Origin of the sequence: Nocardioides panacisoli (genome assembly GCF_019448235.1) — a bacterium.
GTDB lineage: Bacteria > Actinomycetota > Actinomycetes > Propionibacteriales > Nocardioidaceae > Nocardioides > Nocardioides panacisoli_A.
Map to the genome: position 1 here is coordinate 1,171,560 of NZ_CP080409.1, position 15,947 is coordinate 1,187,506.

The window sequence follows — 15,947 nt, forward strand, 5'->3', positions numbered from 1 at the left end:
CAGCGGTGCCCGACACGAGCAGAGTGGAGGTTTCCCCGGTCAACCGGGGAAACCTCCACTCCTGAGGTCTTGCAAACCCTGATCAGTACCAGGATCCCCGGTTGACCGGGGATCCTCGGGACCTACAGCCCGACCGCCTTGCGCAGCGCGTCGGCGCGGTCGGTGGTCTCCCAGGTGAAGTCGGGCAGCTCGCGACCGAAGTGGCCGTACGCCGCGGTCTGGGCGTAGATCGGGCGCAGCAGGTCGAGGTCCTCGATGATGGCGGCCGGGCGGAGGTCGAAGACCTCCAGCACGGCCTTCTGGAGGGCCTCGTTGGAGACCTCACCGGTGCCGAAGGTCTCGATGAAGACGCCGACCGGGGCGGCCTTGCCGATCGCGTAGGCGACCTGCGCCTCGCAGCGCCGCGCCAGGCCGGCCGCGACGACGGTCTTGGCGACCCACCGCATGGCGTACGCCGCGGAGCGGTCGACCTTCGAGGGGTCCTTGCCCGAGAAGGCGCCACCACCGTGGCGGGCCATGCCGCCGTAGGTGTCGACGATGATCTTGCGGCCGGTGAGGCCCGCGTCGCCCATCGGGCCACCGACGACGAAGCGTCCGGTCGGGTTGACCAGCAGCCGGTAGTCGTCGGAGGGGATGTCGAAGTCGGCCAGCACCGGGTCGATGATGTGCTTCTTGACGTCGGGCACCAGCGTGTCGTCGAGGTGGATCTCGTCGGCGTGCTGGGTGGACAGCACCACCGTGTCGACGCGCACCGGATTGGCGTCCTCGTCGTACTCGATGGTGACCTGCGTCTTGCCGTCGGGACGCAGGTAGTCCATCGTGCCGTCCTTGCGGACCGCGGTGAGGCGCTCGGCGAGGGTCTGCGCGATCTTGATCGGCAGCGGGAAGAGCTCGGGGGTGTCGTCGCAGGCGTAGCCGAACATCAGGCCCTGGTCGCCCGCGCCCTGCTTGTCCATGGCGTCGACCGAGGACTCCGCCCGGGCCTCGTAGCCGGTGTCGACGCCCTGGGCGATGTCGCCGGACTGCCCGCCGATGGCGACCATCACGCCGCAGGTGGCGGCGTCGAAGCCCTTCTCGGAGCTGTCGTAGCCGATCTCGGCGATCCGGTCGCGCACGACCTGCTTGACGTCGACGTACCCGGTCGTGGTCACCTCACCGGCGACGACGACCAGGCCGGTGGTGAGCAGTGTCTCGACGGCGACCCGGCTGTGGGAGTCCTGGGCGAGCATCGCGTCCAGGACCGAGTCGCTGATCTGGTCGGCGATCTTGTCCGGGTGTCCCTCGGTCACGGACTCGGAGGTGAAGAGGCGTCCGGTCACTGATGATCTCCTGCTCTTGGCTCGTGGCGTCGCGACGCGGTTGTCGCGCCGCGGTCCTCAACGATAGAGGTCCGACTCAGGTGATGGGCAGTCATCTCAACCGAGTCGCGCCGCGACCCGGTCCCAGATGCGGTGGGCGAGCACCGACTTGGTGGCGCGGGGCACGTCGAGCGCGGACCCATCGGAGCCGAGGATGACCGCCTCGTTGTGCTCCTGGCCGAACACCTTACCCTCGCTGACGTCGTTGACGACGAGCAGGTCGCAGCCCTTGCGCGCCAGCTTGGCCCGTGCGAGGTCGAGCACCGAGCCGGTGTCGTCGCCGGTCTCGGCGGCGAAGCCGACCACGACGCTGCCCGGACGGGTCCGGTCGGCGGCGATCTCGGCGAGGATGTCGGGGTTCTGCTCCAGCTCGATGCTCGGGGCCGAGCCGTCGAGGTCCTTCTTGATCTTGACCGCGGAGAGGTTGACCGGCCGGAAGTCGGCCGGCGCCGCGGCCATCACGACCGCGTCGGCACTGCTGGCCGCAGCCACCACGGCGTCGCGCATGTCGGCGGTCGACTCCACGCGCACCACCTTGACCCCGGCGGGGTCGGGCAGGGCGACGTTGGCCGAGACGAGCGTGACCTCCGCGCCCCGCGCGACGGCGGCGCGGGCGAGCGCGTAGCCCTGGCGTCCGGACGACCGGTTGCCCAGGTAGCGCACGGGATCCAGCCGCTCGCGGGTGCCGCCGGCGGAGACGACCACGTGGCGTCCCGCGAGGTCGAGGCGTACGCCGTCCCCGGCGCCGCGGGCGAGCACGTCGCCGCAGACCGCGAAGATCTCGGCCGGGTCCGGCAGCCGGCCACGGCCGGTGTCGGCGCCGGTGAGGCGGCCCTCGGCCGGGTCGATCACGAGGACGCCGCGCTCGCGCAGCGTGGCGACGTTGTGCTGGGTCGCCGGGTGCTCCCACATCTCGGTGTGCATGGCCGGCGCCATCACCACCGGGCACCGGGCGGTGAGCAGGGTGTTGGTGAGCAGGTCGTCGGCGAGTCCGTGCGCGGCCTTGGCGAGCAGGTCGGCGGTGGCCGGGGCCACCACGACCAGGTCGGCCTCCTGGCCGATCCGCACGTGCGGCACCTGGTGCACCTCGTCCCAGACCTCGGTGCTCACCGGGTGGCCCGACAGCGCCGCCCAGGTGGGGGCTCCGACGAACTCCAGCGCCGCGGCGGTGGGGACGACGGTGACGTCGTGGGCGGACTCGGTGAAGCGGCGCAGCACCTCGCAGGCCTTGTAGGCCGCGATGCCGCCGGAGACCCCCAGGACGACCCGCGGCCGCCCCGACTCGGTCGGGACGGCCGGCGTGGTCATGGTCACGAGGTGCTCAGCCGTGGATCACTCGGACGCGACGTCGGTCTCGTCCTCGGCGGGCTGCCGGGCGGCAGCGGCCTCCTGGGCTGCCTGCTCCTCGGCGGCCAGCACCGCGGGGTCGACCTCCTCGCACTCGAGCAGGTCCTCGTTGATCTCGCGCAGTGCGATCGAGAGCGGCTTCTCCTGCACGTGGGTCTCCACGAGCGGACCGACGTACTCCAGCAGGCCCTCGCCGAGCTGGGAGTAGTAGGCGTTGATCTGGCGCGCACGCTTGGCGCTGTAGAGGACCAAGCGGTACTTGCTGTCGGTCTTAGACAGCAGGTCGTCGATCGGAGGGTTGGTGACACCCTCGGCAGCGATGTTGGGCGCAGACACGCGAATAGCCTCACATTGGGTCGGGATCGAGGGGCCGGTCAGCGCGTCGGTCAGGGGACGTCACAACCGGCCGTCATCAAGGTTACCAACTGCTCGGCGGCATCGTGAACTTCATGGTTGACGATGACCTCGTCGAACTCGGGCTCGGCGGCGAGCTCGTCCTCGGCGGTGCTGAGCCGTCGGGTGCGTTCCTCCTCGGTCTCGGTGCCCCGCCCGACCAGGCGGCGTACCAGCTCCTCCCACGAGGGGGGCTTGAGGAAGACGAACAGCGCCTCCGGCATCGACTCCCGGACCTGGCGCGCCCCCTGCAGGTCGATCTCGAGCAGCGCGGGCCGCCCCTGGGCCAGTGCCTCCTCGACGGGGCGGCGCGGCGTGCCGTAGCGGTGCGTGCCGTGCACGACGGCCCACTCCAGCAGCTCGTCGGCGGCCAGCATCTGGTCGAAGCGGTCATCGTCGACGAACCAGTAGTGCACCCCGTCGACCTCGCCCGGCCGACGGGCACGGGTGGTGGCCGAGACCGACATCCACACCTCGGGATGGGACTCGCGTACGACGGCCGCCACGGTGCCCTTGCCGACCGCGGTGGGGCCGGCGAGCACCACCAGCCGACCGCTCCCCTCGCCGCCGGTCACTCGCCCGGGGCGAATTCGCGCTCGAGCGCGGCGATCTGCTTCGCGCCCAGCCCCCGCACCCGGCGCGACTCGGCGATCCCGAGCCGCTCCATCAGCTGTCGAGCGCGCACCTTGCCGAGCCCCGGCACCGACTGCAACAGGTCCAGCACCCGCATCTTGCCGACGACCTCGTTGGCACGCCCCTCGTGCAGCACCTCGGCGATGGAGGCGCCGGAGTGCTTGAGCCGGTTCTTGACCGCGGCCCGCTCCCGGCGGGCGGCGGCGGCCTTCTCCAGCGCAGCCTGGCGCTGTTCTGGGGTGAGCGGGGGCAGAGCCACGTCAGGCGATCCTTCTCTCGGCGCGGGGGCGACCGGGGCCAATCTAGCCAGAGCGAGCGGCGACCGGCAACGGCACCCCCTCCGTCGTGGCAGGACCCCGCGGGCCGGGCGGGTCAGAGGTAGAGCGGGGTGTGGCACACGTCGCGCGCGTGCTGCGCGACCGCCGAGAACGCGGTGCGCGACTCCGGCGCCGACAGCGCGTTGGCGGCGGCGTCGATGCGTTGCCGGTCCTCCTCGGTGACCCCCTCGGGGAGGTCGGCACGGTCATAGGTCGCCGGGTCCACCGACGCCTCGGCCACGGCGGCCTCCAGCCCCTCGATCCGCTCCACCACGATGGCCCACTCGTCGCGGATGTCCCGGGGGGCCGCGTCGGCCAGCTGCCGGAAGGCCGGAAGCGCGTCGAGGAAGCCGGTGCTGTCCTCGCCGTCGGACAGCACCTCGCCGAGGGGTTGCTGGTGCTCGGTGACCTCCGCGCAGTAGGCCTCGAACGGGTCGGACTCGGCTCCCAGCCGCCACGCGACGACGGCACCGGCGACCACGAGCGCCGCCAGCACACCGAGGACGGCCCACCGACGCGGCGTCACGACGACAGCGCCCGGAGCTCGTCGTTGGCGCGCTCGACCGCGCTGCGCAGCGCGGTCGCGTCCGGGCCCGCCTCGAGCAGGCCGCGCGACGAGGCGGCCGCGACCCATCGCGCACGCGCGCCGAAGATCGCCGCGAGGTCGGCGACGGTGCCGCCCTGTGCGCCGTAGCCCGGCGCGAGGACCGGGCCACCGAAGTCGAGGTCCAGGCCCGTGCCGGTGCCCACCGTGGCGCCGACCACCGCGCCGAAGGAGCCGACGGGACCGGCGCCACGGTTGAGGTCCCGCAGCCGGGCGAGGACGCCGGCCGCGACCGTGGCCCCGTCGTCGCTCGTCGCCTGCTGCACCTCGGGTCCCTCCGGGTTGGAGGTCGCCGCCAGCACGAACAGCCCGCGACCGTGCTCGGTGGCGAGGTCCACGAAGGGCTGCAGCGAGCCGAACCCGAGGTAGGGGCTGACGGTGATCGCGTCCACGGCGAGCGGGGCCGCCGGGTCGAGGTAGGCCTCGGCGTACGCGCGCGAGGTGGAGCCGATGTCGCCGCGCTTGACGTCGAGCAGTACCAGGGCGCCGGCCTCGCGGCAGGTGGCCACGACCCGTTCCAGCACGGCGACGCCCCGGCTGCCGTGGCGCTCGTAGAACGCCGACTGCGGCTTGACCAGCGCGGCGTACGGCGCCATCGCCTCGGCAGCACCGAGCGCGAAGCGCTCGAGACCGGCGGGGGTGTCGTCGTACCCCCAGGCCCGGAGCAGGCCGGGATGCGGGTCGATGCCGGCACACAGGTGGCCGCGCTCGGCCAGTGCGGCCGCGTAGCGGACGCCGAACGGCTCGGTCACGCCACCGATCACCCCTTCAGGACCCGACGCGGCCACAGCGGACCGCCGTAGATGAAGCCGGAGTAGGCCTGTACCAGCGTGGCACCCGCGGCAAGGCGCTCCGTGGCGTCCGCAGGAGTGCTGATGCCGCCCACGCCGATGAGCGTGAGCTCGGGTCCCACCCGACCGCGCAGCAGCCGCAGGACCTCCGTGGAGCGCTCGCGCAGCGGCGCACCGGAGAGCCCACCTGCGCCGACCTCGGCGACGGCAGCGGCGTCGGAGCGGAGTCCCTCGCGCGAGATCGTGGTGTTGGTCGCGATGATGCCGTCCAGCGCGAGCTCACCGACCATGTCGGCGACGGCCAGCACGTCCGCGTCGGCGAGGTCCGGGGCGATCTTGACCAGCAGCGGCAGGTGCGGGCCACCCGACCGTTCACGGGCCCGGTCCGCCTCCTCGCGGACCCGTCGCAGCAGCGGCGCCAGCTTCTCCACCGCCTGCAGGTTGCGCAGCCCCGGCGTGTTGGGCGAACTGACGTTGACCACGAAGTAGTCCGCGTGCGGCGCGAGCAGCCGCGTGGAGGTCGCGTAGTCGGCCTCGACCGCGGCCTGGTCCTCGTCGGGGACCACCTTGGACTTGCCGATGTTGACGCCCAGCCTCGGACCCGAGGTGCGCTCACGCTCGCCGTGGCGGGCGCGGTCAGCGGCGAGGCGCTCCGCGACGGCCGCCGCGCCGTCGTTGTTGAAGCCCATGCGGTTGACCACGGCCCGGTCGGCCGGCAGCCGGAAGAGCCGTGGCCGGGGATTGCCCGGCTGCGCGAGCGCCGTGACGGTGCCGACCTCGACGTGGCCGAAGCCGAGCGCGGCCAGGTCCCGGTGGCCGACGGCGTTCTTGTCGAATCCCGCCGCGAGGCCGAGCGCGTTGGGGAACCGCAGTCCGAGCGCCTCGACCGGGCGGCCCACCGCGGACCGGCCGGCGGCGCCGCGCCGGTCGATCCGGTCGAGCCCGCGCAACGCCGGACCCGCGGTGCGGATCGCACCGAGGCCCAGGTGGTGCGCCCGCTCGGCGTCGACCCGGGTCAGTGCGTGCCGGAAGAGCCGCTCGTAGATCACCGCACTCCCCAGTCCTGCAGCGAGCGGACGTCGACGTCGCCCCGGCGCAGCGCCTCGATGCCCTGCACGGCCGCCCCGAGTCCCTGCACCGTGGTGATGCAGGGGACGTTGTTGCGCACCGCCGCGGTGCGGATCTCGTAGCCGTCGATGCGGACCGCTCCCCCGCTGCTGGTGCCGTGGGGGGTGTTGATGATCAGGTCCACCTCGCCGGCGTTGATCAGGTCGATGGTGGTCGGCTCCCCGTCGGGACCGGCGCCTTCGAAGTGCTTGCGCACCACGCGGGCCGACACGCCGCTGCGGCGCAGCACGTCGGCGGTGCCCTGGGTCGCGAGGACCTCGAAGCCCATCTCCGAGAGGACCTTGAGCGGGAAGACCATGTGCCGCTTGTCCCGGTTGGCCATCGACACGAACACCTTGCCCTGCGTGGGCAGCGGCCCGAAGGCGCCTGCCTGGGCCTTGGCGAATGCCGCACCGAAGTCGGCGTCGAGGCCCATGACCTCGCCGGTGGACTTCATCTCGGGACCGAGGACGGTGTCGACCTGCAACCCGTCCGGGGTCCGGAACCGGTTGAACGGCATGACCGCTTCCTTGACCGCGATCGGCTGGTCCGGCGGCAGCGTGCCGCCGTCGCCCTCCGCGGGCAGCACGCCGACACGGCGCAGCTCGGCGATCGACTCCCCCATCATCAGCCGCGCCGCCGCCTTCGCCAGTGGCACGCCGGTGGCCTTGGAGACGAACGGCACCGTCCGGCTCGCGCGCGGGTTGGCCTCGAGCACGTAGAGCACGTCGGCACCGAGCGCGAACTGGATGTTGATCAGGCCGCGTACGCCGACGCCGCGCGCGATGCCCTCGGTCGCGGTGCGGATCTGGTCGATCTCGTCCTGGCCCAGGGTGATCGGCGGCAGGGCGCAGGAGGAGTCACCGGAGTGGATCCCGGCCTCCTCGATGTGCTCCATCACGCCGCCGAGGTACAGCTGCTCGCCGTCGTAGAGCGCGTCGACGTCGATCTCCACCGCGTCGTCGATGAACCGATCGACCAGCACGGGGTGCTCGGGGGTGACCTCGGTGGCACGCGAGATGTAGTCGGCGAGCGAGGGGTCGTCGTACACGATCTCCATGCCACGCCCGCCCAGCACGTAGGACGGGCGCACCAGCACCGGGTAGCCGATCTGCTCGGCGACCACCCGGGCCTCCTCGAAGCTGGTGGCGAGGCCGTGCTGCGGTGCCATCAGGCCGGCCTCCCCCAGCACCCGACCGAAGGAGCCGCGCTCCTCGGCCAGGTGGATGGCCTCCGGCGCGGTGCCGACGATCGTCACCCCGGCATCCTTCAGTCCCTGCGCCAGGCCGAGCGGCGTCTGGCCGCCCAGCTGGCACACCACGCCGGCGACCGGGCCGGCCTGCTGCTCGGCGTGGACCACCTCGAGCACGTCCTCCAGCGTCAGCGGCTCGAAGTAGAGCCGGTCGGAGGTGTCGTAGTCGGTGGAGACGGTCTCGGGATTGCAGTTGACCATGACGGTCTCGTACCCGGCCTCACTCAGTGCGAGCGAGGCGTGGACGCAGGAGTAGTCGAACTCGATGCCCTGGCCGATCCGGTTGGGACCGCTGCCCAGGATGATCACCGCCGGGCGTTCCCGCGGCGTCACCTCGGTCTCCTCGTCGTAGGAGGAGTAGAGGTAGGGCGTCTGCGCCGCGAACTCCGCCGCGCAGGTGTCGACGGTCTTGTAGACCGGCCGCACCCCGAGGGCGTGGCGTACGCCGCGCACGACGTCGGCCTCCATGCCCCGGATCCGTCCCAGCTGGGTGTCGGAGAAGCCATGCCGCTTGGCGCGCCGCAGCAGCGCCGGGGAGAGCTCGTCGGCGGCGATGAGCTCCTGGGCGACCTCGTTGATCAGCAGCAGCTGGTCGACGAACCAGGGGTCGATGCCGGTCGCCTCGTGGACCTGCTCGGCGGTCGCGCCGGCACGCAGGGCGTCCATGACCAGCCGCAGCCGGCCGTCGTGCGGGGTGCGGACCTGCTCCAGCAGGGTCGACCGGTCGAGGTCGACGTGGTCCTTGGTCCAGTCGAAGGGCGCCGACCTCGACTCCAGCGACCGCAGCGCCTTCTGCAGCGCCTCGGTGAAGTTGCGCCCGATCGCCATCGCCTCACCGACCGACTTCATGTGGGTCGTCAGCGTCGGGTCGGCGCCGGGGAACTTCTCGAAGGCGAACCGCGGGACCTTGACCACGACGTAGTCCAGCGAGGGCTCGAAGGACGCCGGCGTCTCGGCGGTGATGTCGTTGGGGATCTCGTCGAGGGTGTAGCCCACGGCGACCTTGGCCGCGATCTTGGCGATCGGGAAGCCGGTGGCCTTCGAGGCCAGGGCCGAGGACCGGGAGACCCGCGGGTTCATCTCGATGACGATGATCCGCCCGTCGTCGGGGTTGACGGCGTACTGGATGTTGCAGCCGCCGGTGTCGACGCCGACCTCGCGGATGATGTCGATGGCGAGGTCGCGCAGCCGCTGGTACTCGCGGTCGGTCAGCGTCATCGCAGGGGCGACGGTGATGGAGTCGCCGGTGTGCACGCCCATCGGGTCGAAGTTCTCGATCGAGCACACGATCACCACGTTGTCGGCCTTGTCGCGCATGACCTCCAGCTCGTACTCCTTCCAGCCGAGGATCGACTCCTCCAGGAGCACCTCGGTGGTCGGGCTGAGCGAGAGGCCGGTGCCGGCGATGCGGTGCAGGTCGTCCTCGTCGTAGGCCATGCCGGAGCCGGCACCGCCCATGGTGAAGCTGGGGCGGACGACGACGGGGAAGCCGAGCTCCTCGACGGCGCCGAGGCAGTCGTCCATGGTGTGGCAGATGCGGCTGCGGGCGACCTCACCGCCGACCTTGTCCACGATGCCGTTGAACAGCTCGCGGTTCTCGCCGCGGTTGATGGCATCGAAGCTGGCGCCGATCATCTCCACGCCGTACTTCTCCAGCACGCCGTTCTCGTGGAGTGCGATGGCGGCGTTGAGGGCGGTCTGTCCGCCCAGCGTGGGCAGCAGGGCGTCCGGGCGCTCCTTGGCGATGACCTTCTCGACGTACTCGGGCGTGATGGGCTCGACGTAGGTCGCGTCGGCGAACTCGGGGTCGGTCATGATCGTCGCCGGGTTGGAGTTCACCAGGACCACGCGGAGGCCCTCGGCCTTCAGCACCCGGCACGCCTGGGTGCCGGAGTAGTCGAACTCGCAGGCCTGACCGATGACGATCGGCCCGGAGCCGATCACCAGGACGGACTCGATGTCGGTGCGCTTCGGCATCAGGCGGTGCCTTCCATCAATGAGAGAAACCGGTCGAACAGGTACGCCGCGTCGTGCGGCCCGGCCGCGGCCTCCGGGTGGTACTGGACCGAGAACGCCCTCAGCCGGTCGTCCTCGCGGAGCTCGAGGCCCTCGACCACGTCGTCGTTGAGGCAGACGTGGCTGGCCGAGGCGACGCCGTACGGCGTGGTCACGGGCTGGTCGAGACCGGTGCCGTCGGGCCAGGCCACCGCGAACCCGTGGTTGTGGGCGGTGACCTCGACCTTGCCGGTGGTGCGGTCCATGACCGGCTGGTTGATGCCCCGGTGCCCGTAGGTGAGCTTGTAGGTGTCCAGCCCCAGCGCGCGCCCGAAGAGCTGGTTGCCGAAGCAGATCCCGAAGTACGGCAGTCCGTGGGCCAGCGCTCGCTGGAGCAGCTCGATCTGGCCGGTGGTGGCGGCCGGGTCCCCGGGGCCGTTGGAGAAGAAGAGCCCGTCGGGCTGCACGGCGAGCACGTCCTCGAGCGTCGCCGTCGCCGGCAGCACGTGCACCTCGATGCCGCGCTCGCTCATCATCCGGGGGGTGTTGGCCTTGATGCCCAGGTCCAGCGCCGCGACCCGGAAGCGGGCCTCCCCGGCCGCGGGTACGACGTACGCCTCCGCGGTGCTGACGGCCTCGGAGAGGTTGGCCCCGGCCATGGCAGCGGACTCGCGCACCCGGGTGAGCAGCTTGTCGGCGTCGGTCTCGGTGGTGGAGATGCCGACCCGCATGGCGCCGCGCTCCCGCAGGTGCCGCGTGAGCGCCCGGGTGTCGATGCCCGAGATCCCGACGACGCCCTGCGCACGCAGCTCGTCGTCCAGGCTGCGCGCCGAGCGCCAGTTGCTGGGGATGCGCGCGGGGTCCCGGACGACGTAGCCCGAGACCCAGATCCGGCCCGACTCGGGGTCCTCGTCGTTGATGCCGGTGTTGCCGACGTGCGGCGCGGTCATCACCACGACCTGACGGTGGTAGGACGGGTCGGTCAGGGTCTCCTGGTAGCCGGTCATCCCGGTGTTGAAGACGGCTTCGCCGAAGGTCTCGCCCTCGGCGCCGTAGGCCTCGCCGTGGAAGGCGCGGCCGTCCTCGAGGACCAACAGGGCTGGTGTCACTGGAGTTCTCCGTTCAGCACGGTGGGGTTGCCACGCAGGAAGGTCGCCACGACGCGGCCGGGCAGGTCCATGCCGCGGTAGGGCGTGTTGCGCGACAGGGACGCGGACGCGGTGGGGTCGACCGGCCCGGAGGCGGCGGGGTCGTGGAGGACCAGGTTCGCCGGCGCGCCGGGGCGCAGGCCCTGGCCCTGGTCGGCGATGCGACCGATGCGTGCGGGAGCGGTCGACATGCGCTCGGCGACGCCGGCCCAGTCGAGCAGCCCGGTGTCGACCATGGTGTGCTGCACGATCGACAGGGCGGTCTCGAGGCCGAGCATGCCGAAGGCCGCCGCGGCCCACTCGCAGTCCTTGTCCTCGTGCGGGTGGGGTGCGTGGTCGGTGGCGACCACGTCGATCGTGCCGTCGGCCAGGCCCTCCCGGAGTGCCTCCACGTCCCGGCGCGACCGCAGCGGCGGGTTGACCTTGTAGATGGGGTCGTAGGTCGCGGCGAGCTCGTCGGTCAGCAGCAGGTGGTGGGGGCAGGCCTCGGCGGTGACGTTCCATCCCTTGCGCTTGGCGTCGCGCACGATCTCCACCGAGCCGGCCGTGGACACGTGGCACACGTGCAGGCGCGAGTCGACGTGGGCGGTCAGCAGGCAGTCGCGGGCGATGATCGCCTCCTCGGCCACGGCCGGCCAGCCGGCGAGGCCGAGGCGACCGGAGAGCTCGCCCTCGTTCATCTGCGCGCCCTCGGTGAGCCGCGGGTCCTGGGCGTGCTGGGCCACGACGCCGTCGAAGGCCTTGACGTACTCCAGGGCGCGACGCATCAGCTTGGAGTCACTGACGCAGCGTCCGTCGTCGGAGAAGACCCGTACGCCGGCCGCGGAGTCGGCCATGGCTCCCAGCTCGGCGAGCTGCTCGCCGGCCAGGCCGACGGTGACGGCGCCGACGGGACGGACGTCGCAGTGGCCCGACTCCCGGCCCAGCCGCCACACCTGCTCGACGACGCCGGCGGTGTCCGCGACGGGGTCGGTGTTGGCCATCGCGTGCACGGCGGTGAAGCCGCCGCGGGCCGCCGCGCGGGTGCCGGTGAGCACGGTCTCGGCGTCCTCGCGCCCGGGCTCGCGCAGGTGGGTGTGCAGGTCCACCAGGCCGGGCAGTGCGACCAGCCCGGTGGCGTCGATGGTCTCGACACCGGAGCCATCGGCCGACGACGCGTCGAGGCCCTTTCCGACGTCAACGATCACACCGTCCTGGACGAGGATGTCGGCCGGATCGCCACCCAGGACCCGGGCGTGCTGGATCAGGTACGTCGTACTCACGCGTTCTCGCTTCCGATTCCACCGAGGATGAGGTACAGCACCGCCATGCGCACCGCGACGCCGTTGGTGACCTGCTCGACGATCACCGACCGGTCGGAGTCGGCGACGTCGGCGGTGATCTCCATGCCGCGCACCATCGGCCCGGGGTGCATGACGATGGCGTGGTCGGCCAGCCGCGCCATGCGCCGCGCGTCGAGGCCGTAGCGACGGGAGTACTCCCGCTCGGTCGGGAAGAACCCGCCGAGCATCCGCTCCCGCTGGACCCGCAGCATCATCACCGCGTCGGCCTTGGGCAGGACCGCGTCGAGGTCGTAGGCGGTCTCCACTCCCCAGCCGTCGACGCCGACGGGCAGCAGCGTGGGCGGCCCGACGAGGGTCACCTCGGCACCGAGCGTCTGCAGCAGGAGGGCGTTGGAGCGCGCGACGCGGCTGTGGAGGACGTCCCCGACGATGGCCACCCTGCGACCGTCGAGGCCGCCGCCGACGCCGAGGTGGCGCCAGAGCGTGAACGCGTCGAGGAGCGCCTGCGTCGGGTGCTCGTGGGTGCCGTCCCCGGCGTTGACCACGTGGGAGTCGACCCACCCGGAGTGGGCCAGCCGGTAGGGCGCGCCGCTCGCGCCGTGGCGGACCACGACGGCGTCGGCGCCCATCGCCTCCAGCGTGAGTGCCGTGTCCTTGAGGCTCTCGCCCTTGGACACGCTGGATCCCTTGGCCTGGAAGTTGATCACGTCGGCCGAGAGCCGCTTCTCGGCGGCCTCGAAGGAGATCCGGGTGCGGGTGGAGTCCTCGAAGAAGAGGTTGACCACGGTGCGCCCGCGCAGTGCGGGCAGCTTCTTGATGGGTCGGTCGGCGAGCTCGCGGAACTCCGCGGCCGTGCTGAGGACGAGCTCGGCCTCGTCGCGGCTGAGGTCGCCAGCGCTGAGCAGGTGCTTCATCGACCCTCCTCGCCCTCGATGGCGACCTCGTCGCCGGCCTCCTCACCGTCGACCTCGGCCACGCGGACGCTGACGCGCTCGGCGAGGGAGGTCGGGAGGTTCTTGCCGACGAAGTCGGCCCGGACCGGCAGCTCGCGGTGGCCGCGGTCGACCAGCACGGCGAGCTGCACCGCTCGGGGGCGACCGACGTCGTTGAGCGCGTCCAGTGCGGCGCGGATGGTCCGACCGGAGAAGAGCACGTCGTCGACCAGCACCACGACCTTGTCGTCGATCCCGTCGGTGGGGATCTCGGTGCGCTGGAGGGTGCGAGTCGGGTTCAGGCGCAGGTCGTCTCGGTAGGGCGTGATGTCGAGCGCCCCCGCCGGGACGGACGCGGACTCCACGGCCGAGATGCGCTCGGCGATGCGGCGTGCGAGCGGTACGCCGCGGCTGTGGATGCCGAGCAGGACGACGGAGTCGGCCCCCTTGTTGCGCTCGATGATCTCGTGCGCGATCCGGGTGAGTGCCCGGGCGATGTCATCGGCGTCGAGGACGGTGCGACCCCGGGGGCCGTCGGGCCGGGGCGAGGGCGTGGCGGCAGGCATCGGCGCGCCGGACCTCCTTCTCCGCCTCACGGGACGGTTCGTTAAAGGATGTCGATCGCCTGCAGCCTAGCGTCCGTACCTCACCGGTGCCACCGCGGGGCGGGGCGCGTCGGGAGGTGGGCACGTGGGTGGGGCCGCCCCCCACGAGTGTTCGGCCCCACCGACGACAACCCTAGTGACCCCGGCTTCACACCGGTCGCCGCGCTGTGAAACTCCGCCGACACACGGCGTACCCGCACCCGGAACGGGGATTCACGGACGGTACTGTCTCGTCCACGCGGTACTCGGGGGGCACAGCATGGGCGGAGCGGCACGATCGTCGGGCGGGACGGACCTCGCCGACGCGCTGGCACGGGCCGTCGAGCACCGTGGCGTCACCTTGGCGTGGCTGCGTGAGCGCCTGGTCGCCAGCGGCAACCCGGTGGCGCTCGCGACGCTGAGCTACTGGCGCTCCGGGCGCAGCCAGCCACGGGGCGCGGCGTCGGTGGCAGCCGTCGAGGAGATCGAACGACTGCTCGACCTCTCGGCCGGCGAGTTGGTGGGGCTGATCGAGCCACGCCACCAATTGCCCCGTCTGGCCTCGCCCACACATCCACCGGCATCGTCTACCCTGCCGTGGGCGCTCGGCTCCGAGGTCCTCGGGAGGCTCGGGTCGACACCACAGGAACAGTTCCACGAGATCTCCACCCACCTGGTGGCCGAGGTCGACGCGGACGGGCGCGTCACCACCCAGCGCTATCGAATCCTCTTCCGAGCCGGCGACGACGTCATCACCGAGATGCCCGTCGTCGAGGTCGCCGCCGCGGCCAGCAGCGTTGCCCCGACCTTCACGGCCCAGTCCGGCTGCCGGAAGGGGCGCAGTCACGCCCACGAATCCGGGCGCGCCTTCGGCGCGGTGTTCGAGCTCGACCATCCGGTCCCCCCACGCCAGACCGCCGTGATCGAGTTCGGCGTCGACTTTCCCCCCGGGTTCCGCCGCGCGCAGGCCTGTTCGCATGCGACCACTCGGCCGATCAACGAGATCTTGGTGTGGGTTCGTTTCGACGCGGTCGAGCCGCCGGGATGGATCGAGCGGTTCTCCATCGTCGACGAGACCGAACTGGTCGAACCGGTGGTACCGCAGGCCACCTCGGTCCACGGCTCGTGGCACCGCGACGGTCCCGGCGAGTTCGGGATTCGCTGGGGCTGGTGAGCCGAGCTGCTCGTCAGGAGGTCAGGGCAGGCTTCTCGCGCTCGATGGCACCCAGGACGCCGTTGACGAACTGCGGCGACTCGTCGGTGGAGAGGTCCTTGACCAGCGCCATGGCCTCGGTGATCGCCACGTGGTCGGGCACGTCCTCGACGTAGAGCAGCTCGAACACGCCCAGCCGCAGCACGTTGCGGTCCACGGTCGCCATCCGTGCCAGCGACCACCCCTGGGCGAACTGGCGCAGCACGTCGTCGATGCGCTCGAGGTGCTCCGAGACCCCCCGGACCAGTTCGGCGGTGTAGGGGTTGTGGGGCGCCGCGTCGTCGTCGGTGACCCGCGCCAGCGCCTCCTCCCCCGTCTCGCCGCGCAGGTCGGCGGCGTAGAGGAGGTCCAGCGCCCGCTTGCGGGCCTTCGACCGTGCACCCATGGTCCGCTGGGTCACGCCTTCACGCGTCCGAGGTAGCTGGAGTCGCGGGTGTCGACCTTGACCCGCTCGCCCTGCTCGATGAAGAGCGGCACCTGGATCTCGTGCCCGGTCTCCAGGGTCGCGGGCTTGGTGCGCCCGGTCGCGCTGTCCCCGGCGACGCCCGGCTCGGAGTAGGTGATCTCGAGCTCGACCGACGGCGGCATCTCGACGAAGAGGACGCGTCCCTCGTGCATCGCGAGCGTCACCTCGGCGGTCTCGAGGAGGAAGTTCTTGGCGTTGCCGACCAGCTCGGGCGGGACGTCGATCTGGTCGTAGGTGCTGTTGTCCATGAAGACGAAGCTGGTGCCGTCGTTGTAGAGGTACTGGTACGGACGGCGGTCCACGGTCTCGGTCTGGATCTTCGCACCGGCGTTGAACGTTTTGTCGACGATCTTGCCGGACTCGACGTTCTTGACCTTGGTGCGAACGAACGCCGGGCCCTTGCCGGGCTTGACGTGCTGGAACTCGACCACGGACCAGAGCTGGCCCTCCAGGTTCAGCACCATGCCGTTCTTGAGGTCGTTCGAGGTTGCCATCGCGTGCGCGTTCGCCTTCTTCGTCGGGAG

Annotated in this window: 16 protein-coding genes; 1 reads left to right on the top strand and 15 read right to left on the bottom strand. The window is 71.6% G+C overall.

Features of this window, described 5'->3' with window-relative positions:
• Nucleotides 1-122: 122 nt before the first annotated feature.
• The 13 genes from metK to pyrR form a co-directional block, all read right to left on the bottom strand.
• Entirely contained in the window at nt 123-1,319 is a 1,197-nt protein-coding gene (gene metK / locus KUV85_RS05750) for a methionine adenosyltransferase (protein ID WP_219962258.1), read from the bottom strand.
• 96 nt (nt 1,320-1,415) lie between these two features.
• Nucleotides 1,416-2,666, bottom strand: a complete 1,251-nt coding sequence (gene coaBC / locus KUV85_RS05755; protein ID WP_219962259.1) for a bifunctional phosphopantothenoylcysteine decarboxylase/phosphopantothenate--cysteine ligase CoaBC — start codon at nt 2,664-2,666, stop codon at nt 1,416-1,418.
• Between the two features lie 24 nt (nt 2,667-2,690).
• On the bottom strand, nt 2,691-3,041 hold the full coding sequence (rpoZ, locus tag KUV85_RS05760; protein WP_219962260.1) for a DNA-directed RNA polymerase subunit omega: 351 nt from the start codon (nt 3,039-3,041) through the stop codon (nt 2,691-2,693).
• Between the two features lie 50 nt (nt 3,042-3,091).
• Nucleotides 3,092-3,646 (bottom strand): guanylate kinase, encoded by a 555-nt coding sequence (gmk, locus tag KUV85_RS05765; RefSeq protein WP_237690254.1) that lies wholly within the window; start codon nt 3,644-3,646, stop codon nt 3,092-3,094.
• 23 nt (nt 3,647-3,669) lie between these two features.
• Nucleotides 3,670-3,990, bottom strand: a complete 321-nt coding sequence (mihF, locus tag KUV85_RS05770) for an integration host factor, actinobacterial type (RefSeq protein ID WP_219962262.1) — start codon at nt 3,988-3,990, stop codon at nt 3,670-3,672.
• A 113-nt stretch (nt 3,991-4,103) separates the two neighbouring features.
• Entirely contained in the window at nt 4,104-4,574 is a 471-nt protein-coding gene (locus KUV85_RS05775) for a hypothetical protein (protein ID WP_219962263.1), read from the bottom strand.
• Nucleotides 4,571-5,404, bottom strand: coding sequence for an orotidine-5'-phosphate decarboxylase (gene pyrF, locus KUV85_RS05780; RefSeq protein ID WP_219962264.1), 834 nt, complete (start codon nt 5,402-5,404; stop codon nt 4,571-4,573). The genes KUV85_RS05775 and pyrF overlap by 4 nt, the downstream gene beginning before the upstream one ends.
• Before the next feature lie 8 nt (nt 5,405-5,412).
• Nucleotides 5,413-6,492 carry a quinone-dependent dihydroorotate dehydrogenase gene (locus KUV85_RS05785; protein WP_237690212.1) on the bottom strand — a complete coding sequence of 360 codons (1,080 nt, stop codon included), beginning with the start codon at nt 6,490-6,492 and terminating at the stop codon, nt 5,413-5,415.
• Nucleotides 6,489-9,779, bottom strand: a complete 3,291-nt coding sequence (carB, locus tag KUV85_RS05790) for a carbamoyl-phosphate synthase large subunit (protein WP_219962265.1) — start codon at nt 9,777-9,779, stop codon at nt 6,489-6,491. Before carB ends, KUV85_RS05785 begins: the two co-directional genes overlap by 4 nt.
• Nucleotides 9,779-10,906: a glutamine-hydrolyzing carbamoyl-phosphate synthase small subunit gene (gene carA / locus KUV85_RS05795; protein ID WP_219962266.1), complete on the bottom strand. Its 1,128-nt coding sequence runs from the start codon at nt 10,904-10,906 to the stop codon at nt 9,779-9,781. The genes carB and carA overlap by 1 nt, the downstream gene beginning before the upstream one ends.
• A complete protein-coding gene (locus KUV85_RS05800; RefSeq protein WP_219962267.1) occupies nt 10,903-12,207 on the bottom strand; it encodes a dihydroorotase in 1,305 nt (434 codons plus the stop codon). Before KUV85_RS05800 ends, carA begins: the two co-directional genes overlap by 4 nt.
• Entirely contained in the window at nt 12,204-13,142 is a 939-nt protein-coding gene (locus tag KUV85_RS05805) for an aspartate carbamoyltransferase catalytic subunit (RefSeq protein WP_219962268.1), read from the bottom strand. The genes KUV85_RS05800 and KUV85_RS05805 overlap by 4 nt, the downstream gene beginning before the upstream one ends.
• Nucleotides 13,139-13,726: a bifunctional pyr operon transcriptional regulator/uracil phosphoribosyltransferase PyrR gene (pyrR, locus tag KUV85_RS05810; protein WP_219962269.1), complete on the bottom strand. Its 588-nt coding sequence runs from the start codon at nt 13,724-13,726 to the stop codon at nt 13,139-13,141. The genes KUV85_RS05805 and pyrR overlap by 4 nt, the downstream gene beginning before the upstream one ends.
• Before the next feature lie 298 nt (nt 13,727-14,024).
• On the opposite strand from pyrR, the gene KUV85_RS05815 reads away from it, so the two are divergent.
• Nucleotides 14,025-14,918, top strand: coding sequence for a hypothetical protein (locus KUV85_RS05815; RefSeq protein ID WP_219962270.1), 894 nt, complete (start codon nt 14,025-14,027; stop codon nt 14,916-14,918).
• Between the two features lie 13 nt (nt 14,919-14,931).
• On the opposite strand, the gene nusB is transcribed toward KUV85_RS05815, so the two are convergent.
• Nucleotides 14,932-15,357: a transcription antitermination factor NusB gene (gene nusB, locus KUV85_RS05820; protein WP_219962271.1), complete on the bottom strand. Its 426-nt coding sequence runs from the start codon at nt 15,355-15,357 to the stop codon at nt 14,932-14,934.
• Nucleotides 15,354-15,917, bottom strand: coding sequence for an elongation factor P (efp, locus tag KUV85_RS05825; RefSeq protein ID WP_219962272.1), 564 nt, complete (start codon nt 15,915-15,917; stop codon nt 15,354-15,356). The genes nusB and efp overlap by 4 nt, the downstream gene beginning before the upstream one ends.
• Nucleotides 15,918-15,947 lie beyond the last annotated feature (30 nt).

Coding starts and splice junctions, on each gene's coding strand:
- coaBC (WP_219962259.1), bottom strand. CDS start 2,666: ATGACCACGCCGGCCGTCCCGACCGAGTCGGGGCGGCCGCGGGTCGTC.
- KUV85_RS05805 (WP_219962268.1), bottom strand. CDS start 13,142: ATGAAGCACCTGCTCAGCGCTGGCGACCTCAGCCGCGACGAGGCCGAG.
- carB (WP_219962265.1), bottom strand. CDS start 9,779: ATGCCGAAGCGCACCGACATCGAGTCCGTCCTGGTGATCGGCTCCGGG.
- efp (WP_219962272.1), bottom strand. CDS start 15,917: ATGGCAACCTCGAACGACCTCAAGAACGGCATGGTGCTGAACCTGGAG.
- KUV85_RS05815 (WP_219962270.1), top strand. CDS start 14,025: ATGGGCGGAGCGGCACGATCGTCGGGCGGGACGGACCTCGCCGACGCG.
- pyrR (WP_219962269.1), bottom strand. CDS start 13,726: ATGCCTGCCGCCACGCCCTCGCCCCGGCCCGACGGCCCCCGGGGTCGC.